We start from the raw sequence: 9,834 nt of genomic DNA, 5'->3' as shown, positions 1-9,834 counted from the left end.
GGACGCGCCCACCGATGCACCAACAGAGCAACCCATCAAGATCAGCAATTCTTTGGTAGGTATCGCTGGTTTGGCCACTAATCCGGTGCAAGGTACCCCAGGTACCGCCTTCTTGATTGAAGGTGGTGTGGGCGATATTGGCTCCGGCAGTATCGACAGTTTGAATCTGCAATTTGCGCAGGATCTGGATGTCACTCTGCAAGTGCTGGCCGATGATGCTGGTCTGGATGCTGTCGTAGATGGCACCATTCAGCTCAACACCTCGCTGGCCGGTTTGGCGGGGTTGGGTATTGACCAGATTACTGGTGCGGCTGGCCTGAACGTGGCGGTCACTGGTGGCGTGGGTGATCAGACGGCATTCGGTGGTTTGGGTGGTGTGCCCCATTTCGATCAAGGCCTGAACGTGACCCAGCACTTGGTGGCGGGCGATGCGTTGGTCGATGGTGTGGCGGGTGTCGATGGCACCATCCACCTCAACACCTCGTTGGCTGGCATTGCAGGTTTGGGCATTGATGCCGTGACCGGTGCTGATGGTCAGCATGTTGTGGTGATGGGTGGTATTGGCGCGACCAGTCCAGCCGACTTGCCGAACTTGACCAAGTTTGCCGCCGGTCTGAATGTGACCCAGCACGTTACACAAGCCGATTTGGTGGCGTTGGATGGCTTTGCGGGTGCCGCTCCGGTGTTGGCAGGCCATAACATCGATACCCTGAGTGTTGAGGGTGGTGCCGCCAACTTGAATCTAGATGACGTGTCCGCGTTGCTGGAGGCAGGCCTGAACTTTGCCGCCAGCGACAACATCAGCTTTGTGGATGTGGATGTCACAGGCACCGCACTGGCCGACCACGGTATCACGTTGGACGATTTGGCCAACTTGGGCATCGACAGTGTGGATGTCCATGTGGGTCAGATGGACACCATCGGCATTGATGCCAAGGACGGGTTGACCGCAGACAACCTGGCCGAAGAATTGACCAAGTTGGTCGAGAAATTCCAAGGTCAAGTGTTTGCGGCTCAGGACGAAGTGACCCTGCACGTCGGCGACAATGCGGTGGCTGGTCTCAGCGACGCGTTGTTGAATGAAATCGAGTTGCTGGGGATTGACTTCTTGAGTGGCAACGATCTCGGCGGTTCGTTGGATCTGACCAAGGTCTGAGTCGCTGTTGTGGTTCCTTGACAAGGAACAAGGCGGCCCCGGCGGGGTCGCCTTTTTTTATTGAAAACATAGGTAGGTGGTATGCCAGGATTGGTTGACCGTTTTTTGAACACCGACACCACGGGCAAGCCCGGTGCCAACCCGGTGTCCGACTTGCTGCGACAGTGCAAGAAGTCGTTTGTGTTCGTGGCCATACTCACATTGGTGATCGAGGTGTTGTCCATTACGCCGATCGTGTTCATGTGGAACATGTTCGACCGTGTGATTTCCAGCCGCAGCGAGGTCACGCTGGTGTCGCTGACAGCGCTGGTAATGTTGGCCTACGGCTTTTGGTCGGGGCTGGAGTGGGTGCGCACGCGCATGATGATCCGCATTTCGTTGCGCATCGACTGGGACATTGCCGCACGGGTGTTTGACACCTCGTTCCGGCGTTATGTGGCGCGCAAGGATGTGGACGTACACCAAGTGCTGGGTGATGTAGTGACGCTGCGCCAGTTCCTGACCGGTGGTGCGTTGTTGGCCCTCATGAGCGCGCCCTACGCCATCATCTTTATTTTCATTGGCTGGGCGTTTCACCCGTATCTGGCCATCTTTATTCTTGTAGCGACGATTGTGCAGTTGTTGGCGGCGTATTCCACCAGCCGTATTACCACGCCGGCGTTGCGCGAGGCCAATACCGCTTCGGCAGAGGCCAAGCGGTTGGCGGCGCAGAGCTTGCGCCAGTCCGACACGGCGCTGGCCTTGGGTATGCAAGGCAACATTCGGCGGCGTTGGTTTGAAAAGCACCAGCATTTTCTGGGCTTGCAGGTCAACGCCAGCGAATCGGCGGGGTTGGTCGGCGGTGCCACCAATTTCTTGAGCCATGCCATGCCGTCGCTGCAAATGGCGTTGGCGTGCTGGTTGGCGATTGAAGGAGTGATTACCGGTGGTATGGTCATTGCGGCCAGCTTTTTGTTGAACCGCGCGATTGGCCCCATCAAACAAATTATGGGCAGTTGGTCCAGCATCCAAACCGCCAAACAATCGCTGGAACGCCTGAATGCGATGGTGGCCGAGGATGATGTGGTGTCCGAGCGCATGCCCCTGCCCGCGCCCAAAGGGACGTTGGACGTGGCGGATTTGGTTGCCCAGCCAGCCACTGCCAAACGTCCGATTGTGTTCAACCTTAATTTCAAGGCCGAGCCGGGTCAAGTGCTGGCTTTGGTGGGCCCCAGTGCCGCCGGCAAAACCTCGCTCATCAAACTGTTGGTGGGTTTGTGGGAGCCTACCCGTGGTCATGTGCGGCTGGACGGTGCTGAAATTGCCCCTTGGATCCGCGATGATTTGGGCCAATACATCGGCTACGTACCGCAAGATATCGAATTGTTTGAGGGCACGGTGGCCGAAAACCTTGCCCGCCTGGGGCCGATCGATCCGGACAAAGTGGTGGCCGCCGCCAAAGCGATTGGCATGCACGAGGCCATTCTGGCTTTTCCCCAAGGGTATGAAACCAAACTGGGCGAAACGGGCTACGCCTTGACCGGAGGCCAGAAACAGCGTTTGGCGATAGCGCGGGCGGTGTATGGCGATCCCGTGTACGTGGTGTTGGACGAACCCAACGCCAATCTGGACGATGAAGGTGAACGTGCCCTGATTAAGTTAATCCGCGAGTTGAAAGCTCGCCAGACGTTGGTGGTGTTTAGCAGCCACCGTCCCAAGTTGTTGGAGGTGGCCGACTTGGTGCTGGTGCTCAAGGATGGGCAACAGGTGGCGTTTGGCCCTGTGGCGCAGGTGTTGGGTCAGATCAAGTCGGAAGTCAAGGCGGAAACGCCGCCGCAGCCGCCCAAGGTGGCCGCACCTGTGCCTGCTGCGCCAGTACAGTCCGTTGTCAAGCCTGTTGCAGCAGCCCCCCGCGTGGCTGTTCCGGCCGAAAAGCCTGTTCAGGCTCCTGTTGCACCTGTGTTGTCCCAACCGGTACCCGCCAGCCCGCAACCAGCAGAACGACCCTTGCCGACTGTGGCGACGCAGCCGCCGGTTGCCAAGGTGGCCCCAGTGGCGGTTAAACCGGTTGCACCCGACGCACAGGTCAAGCCTGCTGCGCCACGTCCACCCTTGGTGGGGCCGCGCAAACCGCCGTTGGTGGGGCCACCCCGGCCAGGCCCAGGTGTGTTGGCCGCCCGACAGAATCAGGCCAAGTCCACAGGAGCTGTGCAATGAACCCTTTCCGTAGCGTAATGAATGGTGTGGACGCTGCACTCGAGCGTGTGCGCCGCTGGGGCCAGTCGTTCAATCCGTATGTGCCGGAGCAATTGGTGAAGGACGGGATTGAGCCCGTGCGGATTGAAGAATCCAACATCAAAAAGCAGGCTGGCAAGGTGGTTTTTGTGAGTTTCCTGATTTTTGCGGTCTGGTCGGTGACCGCGCCGTTGGATTCAGGGGTGGTGGTCAATGGCTCGGTGGTGGTGATGGGCAGCCGCAAAGCGGTGCAACACCCGTCGGGTGGTGTGGTGGAAGAAATTCTGGTGCGCGAAGGCGCTCAGGTCAAACAGGGGGAGGTGTTGTTGCGCATTAACCCACTCAATGTGGATGCCAACCTGCGCCAGGCCGAGTACGAATACATCAATGCGGCAGCGGCGTATTCACGGTTGCTGGCCGAGCGCACCGAAGCCACCCAGATTGAATGGGATGAGGCCCTGAAAGGCTTTGGCCAGAACGAGCAGGTGGCCGAAGCCAAGCGTTTGCAAGCGGCGTTGTTCCGTTCCCGCCGTGCTGAATTGAACGACCAAATTTCCATTTTGCTGGAGCAAAACCAGGGTTTGCAGCAGCAACTGCAAGCGCAAGAGGTGGTACTTAAACTCCGTCTGGAGCAACTTACACCCATTGTGCAAGATGCCGAAAGCATGCGCAAACTGGCCAACGACGGTTTTGTGCCCCGCAGCAAGGCCAACGATGCCGAACGCGGCAGCTCAGAGGCGCAAGCGGGGGTGGCCAATTTGCGCTCGCAAATTGCCAGTATCCGCACCGCCATATCGGCCAACCAGTTGGAGTTGAGCAAGCTCAAGTCCGCTTTTTTTAAAGGGGTGGACACCGAATTGAGCGACACCCAGAAAGTGCGTGAAACGGTGCGTGCCAAGGTGGAATCGTTGCGTTTTGACAAAAGTTTGTCCAACCTGCGTGCGCCCACCAGTGGCACGGTGGTTGGGCTCAAAGCGCACACGGTGGGTGGTGTGATCACCGGCGGCCAGGTGCTGATGGAAATTGTGCCCGCCAACCAAACCCTGATTGCCGAAGCGGCGGTGCCACCGCACCTGATCGATAAGGTGCATGTGGGCTTGCTGGCGGACATGCGGTTCTCGGCGTTCAACAGCATTACCACGCCGGTGGTGCCGGGGGTGGTGCGTTTGGTGGGGGCCGACCGTTTGCCACCCATGCCACCACAGTTCCCCGAGGAGTACTACCTGATCCAAGTGGAGACCACGGAAGAGGCGCGCCAGCTGCTGGGCGACAAGAACATTCTGCCCGGTATGCCGGTCGAAGTGATTGTCAAAGCGGGCGAGCGCAGCTTCATGAGTTACTTGCTCAAGCCATTGGCCGACCGCTTTGCCCGTTCCTTCAAAGAATGACGAGGTACTACCCAGTATGAAACCAGTCTTTTTTTGGCGGCACATGGCCCTGGTGGCGGCTGTGTTGGGCGCATCTCCGTTGTGGGCCAGCAATTTGTTGGGCGATTACCAGCGCGCCCGCCAGTACGATGCCACGTTTTCGGCTTCGTTGGCCGAATACGAAACCCAACGCCTGCAAGCCGGTGTAGCGGCAGCGGCGTACTACCCGCAAGCCAAGTTCAACCGTTCACAATTGGCCAACGAAAACAAAGAACGCCAGACCTTTACCGTCACCCAGCCGGTGGTGAATTGGGACCGTTGGCTCAACTTGCAAGAGTCTGAACCACGCGCCAACATGGCCGAGGCCACGATGGAGCGTCAGCAATACGATCTGGCCCAGCGTTTGTTCAAGGTGGTGGGGGCGCTGTCGGAGTCGCGTGAAAAGCGCTTGCTCAACGAGGCCAACATCCGCGCTTTGGAGGCTCAAACCACTTCTGCCCAGCGCATGTTTGAACTGGGTATGGGCACCGTGACCGATGTGTACGATGCCAAGGTGCGGTTGGCGCAGGCACGTTCACAAAGTCTGGCGTTGCGTTCGGCCCAACAGGCCGCCGAGCGCCAGTACGAAGTCATGGTGGGGGCGTTACCAAGCGGTACCAGCTACCGTTTGCGCAAGGAGCCCGTGGCGTTTCAGTTGCCGCCGTTGCAGGAGGTGTTGGATCAGGCACTGGGGCAGAACCCCAGCATACGTTCCAGTCAGTTGGCCACCGCCATTGGCGAAATCAGCCGCAAACGCGCCAAGGCGGTGTATTGGCCGTCGCTCAATGCGTCTATGCAGCGTTCGCAGTACAACGGCAACACCACCACCTCATCGGGCATCACGTTTGGTATCGACATTCCCATCGACATCAGCAGCTATATGCGTTTGCAAACGTCTGAGCTGGAGTTGCAAAAATTGCGTGAACAAGAACGCGATGCCCGCCAGCGCATCGAGCTGGAAGTGCGCCGCTTGCACGCCGAGTTGGACACCGCTCTGACCGATGTGGCTATCCGGCGCGAGGCCATTGCCGCCGCCGAACAAAGCCTCAATGCCAACGAAAAAAGCTACGAAGGCGGTGTGCGCTCCAAGTTGGATGTGCTCAATGCCATCCAAGCCTTGCACCAAACGCAAGGCGATTACGTGAGCACGGTGTTGCAGTTGGGTGAAAAGTTGTTGAGCCTGCAAATCAACGCGGCTGCACCGCTGGACGTGGCGTTGCAGCAGGTGCAGGCACAATTGTTTTTGCCCGAGGAGGCCCCCGCCATCTCCAGCCCTGCACCCTAACCGACCTTGCTTGACCGTCATGCCCCGTACCTTGCCCCCCACCCAACCGTCCACCGTGGCAGGTGCCACGGTTTCTGAACTGTCGCAGGCTGATGCGTTGCGCAAGGCCGGTCAATGGGCCGACGCTTGCTGCTTGTACCAGACCGTGCAGGCGCAACAGCCGAACCATGCGGTGGTCGCGCACAATTTGGCACTGTGCCATCTGGCGCTGGGGCAGGTGGAGCAGGCGGTCGAACACAGCCGACGTGCGGTGCAATTGCAACCCACGTTGTGGCAATCGGCGCTGGTGTGGGCCAAGGCGCTGGTGTTGCGCAACGACAAGCCCTTGGCCTTGGCGCTGTTGCGCCGTCTGCACGCCCAGTGGCCCGACAATGCCGACATCCGGCACGAGCTGGCCACTCTCACGCTCCATGTGGTGGGCGATGCGGTGCAGGCCCGCGCCTTGGTGCGCCCGCTGTTGGGCACGCCCCAGCATGGTCGGGATGCCGAAATCACCACGCTGGTGACCTTGCTGTACGACCGGGAGCCCAACGTACCGGCCCAGCGTATCAACCAGGCGTTTCTGGATTTTGGGGCCCAACGCTTGCCGCTGGACGCGGTGGTACAGGCGCGCATTCAGGCCACGCTGGCCGACCACGCTGCCGCAGCCCGTCCCGCCACGGTGCGGCCCCGCCGCAAGGTGGGGTTGCTGTCGCCGCAGTTCTTTGCCTCGCCGGTGTACTTTTTTGCCATCGGGGCGCTGCGTGAGCTGGCGGGGGCGGTGGATTTGGTGGTGTTCAACCGGGGGCAGAAGTCCGACTGGGCCACCGAGGCCTTTCGCAGCATTGCCACCGATTGGCACGACGTGGCCAGTTTGCCCGCCGAGGCGCTGGCCCACACGCTGGCCCGCCACCAGTTGGATGCCCTGATCGATCTGGGGGGCTGGATGGATCCAGTGGCATTGTCGGCACTGTCGGCCAAACCTGCGCGCAAGCTCTACAAATGGGTGGGGGGTCAGTCTGTCACCACTGGGCTGCGCAGCTTTGACGGCTTTCTGACCGACGACTACCAAACCCCGTTGGGCAGCGATCCGCTGTACAGCGAACCCTTGGTGCGGCTCAAGGCCGGTTACGTCACGTACATGCCGCCGCCGTACCTGCCACCGGCACAACCACGCCCCGCCGATGCTACCGACGTGGTACTGGGTGTGATCGCCAACCCTGCCAAGGTGTCGCGCGCGTTTTTGGCCGATCTGGCCCAGCGCCACTACATCTGGCAGCAACAGGGCCATTTGGTGCGCTTGCGTTGTGTGGATTACCGCTACCAGCACCCTGAGGTACGCCAGCGCATCGAGCGTGGCTTGCCCGGCGTGGCGGTCGAATTTGTGGCCCCTGCCAACCACCGCGAGTACCTTAGCACCGTAGCGCAACTCGATGCCACACTGGACACTTGGCCTTACAGCGGTGGCCTGACCACCATCGAAGCCTTGGCGTTGGGCGTACCCTCGTACACCCGCTTGGGCGAGCTGTTTTGCGAACGCCACACCCAGGCCCATTGTCATTACGCTGGCATGCCATTGTCGGATTACCGCATCGACGACTTCAACGGTTGGCCCCAAGTGCCCCGCAACGGCCACAGCCTGTTGCGTGCAGGCAGTCCGCGCGTCAACCATACCGCTCTGGCCGCAGAACTGTTGGCGTTGCTGGAGACCCCAGCATGAGGTGGGCCAGCCTGGCCGCACAGCAATTGCAACAGCCGTTGCCGGCTGCATTGCAACAGGCCCATACCATTCTCGTGATGCCCAGCACCGATGTGGCACAGGCCCAACGTGCGGCACAACTCATGGCCAGCCGCGCAGCGGTGGACGATGCCCTGTTGTTGGTGGTGCTGGACGAAGACCGCGAAGGTTTTGTCGCCCTTGCCAACCGCGTGTACCGTGCCACCCGCAGCCGGTGCTTTGGCTACGTAGCACAAGACGCTTTTGCGGGCCGCCGTTGGCTGCAACTGGCGCTGTATACCCTGCTGCAACACGACAAAGGCCTGCTCGGTTTTAACGATGGCAAATGGGCGGGGGCGTTGGCTGCCTTCGGCCTTGGCCAGCGCCGCTGGCTGGACAGCCACTACGGTGGCGACTTGTTCTACCCCGGTTATGCCCAGCACTATGCCGATACCGAACTGACCGTGCTGGCCCGTGGCAACGGCGAATACACCTACAACCCCCAGGCGGTGCTGGTGGAGGTGGATTGGGCCAAAGATTCAAAATCCGTCAATTTGCATGATAGGATGCTGTTTGCGCAACGTAAATTGAACTGGTTACCACAGCGCATTGCGCAAGCTGCTTCTCTGGAAATTTTCTCATGACCCCCATCTGCATCACCGGCGCGGACGCGCAAGCACTCAACCACTTGGCGCAGGCTTTGCAAGGTGCGGGGGTGGCACCGGCACAACCGTTGCAACGCGATGTGGCACTGAGTTTGCATGTTTGGCACCAGCGTGTGTGTCAGTCGGACACGTCGCCTGTGGTGCCCAGCCGTTTGTGGGAGCAAGTGGCCATCGACCTGTTGTTGGCCAACATTGATCAGCCGGTGTGGAGCTGGGCCGATGCCCGCAGCATTGATGCGCTGGACTTTTGGGCCCAACTTGACACCAACATCCGCTTTGTGCTGCTGTGCCAAACCCCGCAGCAGGCCGTGGCCGACTTGTTCACCGCCCACGCAGACCCTGGAGTTGATGAAGCTCGCCAGCTGCAACTGTGGCAGCAGCGCCACCAAGCCCTGCTGCGCTTCCACCTGCGTCACCCCGAGCGCAGTGTGCTGGTGTGGGCTGACCAGGCCCAGCAAGCCCCGCAGACCTTGGTGGCCCATATCGCCCAGCAGTGGCAACTGCCCTTGCAACCCGATGCCGTGACTCCTGCCGCGCAACCGTTGCCACACAACGCCGTGCAGCTGCAACTGGCGGCCCAGCTGGTGGCCCGCCACCCGCAGTACCAAGAACTCGAACGGGAGCTGTACGCCAGCATGCAGCCATTGCTGGCCGCACCAGCCGATCCGGTACCCACCCAATTCGCCGTTGCGAGCGCCCAGCAGCTGGTGCAGCACTACCTGCAACTCGCTGACCGCAGCAGCGAACAAGCCGCCTTGCAGCAACAGCAGCACAAAGCCGACAACCTGCTGCAAGAACTGCACCGCGTGCAGGAGCAATTGGAAGCCATCACCCAAGCGCAGCAGATTGAAGTCGCAGCCAAAGCCGATGCTTTGAAACGGCTAGAGGCCGAAACCCAGGCCAAAATTGAACTGCAAACCCGGCTTGATGCCGAGACCAAGGCCAAGCAAGCCGAAGCGGCAGCCAAGGCCGAAGCACTGCAACAGCGCGACGCGCAAGCGAAAGCGCAGTCCGAGCTGCAAACCAAACTCGATACCCTGACCCAAGCCAACACCAAGACAGTGGCCGACTTGCAAGAAGCGCAGCAGGAAGGTGAATTGCTGTTACAGCAACTGCACCAAGTGCAAGAGGAGTTGGAAAAACACTACCTCAGCCACCAGGCTTTGCAAACCGAGTTGCAAGCCAAACTGGCGGAAGAATCCAAAGCAAAGCAAGCGGAAACGGCAGCCAAGGCCGAAGCACTGAAGCAACGCGATGCCGAAGCACAAGCCAAAGCGGCACTGCAAAAAACCACCGCCGACCTGCAAGCACAACTGGCAGCGGAAACCAAAGCCAAACAAGCGGAAACGGCAGCCAAGGCCGAAGCCCTGAAACAATGCGATGCCGAAGCACAAGCCAAAGCGGCACTGCAA

General features: G+C 60.1%; 8 protein-coding genes. 7 read left to right on the top strand and 1 reads right to left on the bottom strand.

The window, feature by feature from the left end:
• Positions 1–541, bottom strand: a 541-nt coding sequence (locus CON76_RS13095) for a hypothetical protein (RefSeq protein WP_169929009.1), incomplete at its 3' end; no start/stop codon positions are given.
• Positions 542–583: 42 nt separating this feature from the next.
• Here CON76_RS13095 and CON76_RS13090 point away from each other — a divergent pair.
• The 7 genes from CON76_RS13090 to CON76_RS06985 form a co-directional block, all read left to right on the top strand.
• Positions 584–1,156, top strand: a complete 573-nt coding sequence (locus tag CON76_RS13090) for a hypothetical protein (RefSeq protein WP_169929008.1) — start codon at positions 584–586, stop codon at positions 1,154–1,156.
• A gap of 105 nt (positions 1,157–1,261) precedes the next feature.
• Entirely contained in the window at positions 1,262–3,352 is a 2,091-nt protein-coding gene (locus CON76_RS07010; protein ID WP_169929007.1) for a type I secretion system permease/ATPase, read from the top strand.
• Positions 3,349–4,758 carry an HlyD family type I secretion periplasmic adaptor subunit gene (locus CON76_RS07005; RefSeq protein ID WP_101102651.1) on the top strand — a complete coding sequence of 470 codons (1,410 nt, stop codon included), beginning with the start codon at positions 3,349–3,351 and terminating at the stop codon, positions 4,756–4,758. The genes CON76_RS07010 and CON76_RS07005 overlap by 4 nt, the downstream gene beginning before the upstream one ends.
• A gap of 16 nt (positions 4,759–4,774) precedes the next feature.
• Positions 4,775–6,061, top strand: a complete 1,287-nt coding sequence (locus tag CON76_RS07000) for a TolC family protein (RefSeq protein WP_101102650.1) — start codon at positions 4,775–4,777, stop codon at positions 6,059–6,061.
• 19 nt (positions 6,062–6,080) lie between these two features.
• On the top strand, positions 6,081–7,760 hold the full coding sequence (locus CON76_RS06995) for a tetratricopeptide repeat protein (protein WP_101102649.1): 1,680 nt from the start codon (positions 6,081–6,083) through the stop codon (positions 7,758–7,760).
• Entirely contained in the window at positions 7,757–8,401 is a 645-nt protein-coding gene (locus CON76_RS06990; protein ID WP_101102648.1) for a hypothetical protein, read from the top strand. Before CON76_RS06995 ends, CON76_RS06990 begins: the two co-directional genes overlap by 4 nt.
• The coding region (locus CON76_RS06985; protein ID WP_420812926.1) for a coiled-coil domain-containing protein at positions 8,398–9,834 on the top strand (1,437 nt) is incomplete at its 3' end. The genes CON76_RS06990 and CON76_RS06985, both read left to right, overlap by 4 nt.

This window comes from Macromonas bipunctata (assembly GCF_002837135.1).
Taxonomy (GTDB): domain Bacteria; phylum Pseudomonadota; class Gammaproteobacteria; order Burkholderiales; family Burkholderiaceae_C; genus Macromonas_A; species Macromonas_A bipunctata.
The sequence above is the reverse complement of the archived record's forward strand: the minus strand, read 5'-3'. Positions and strand labels throughout refer to the sequence as shown.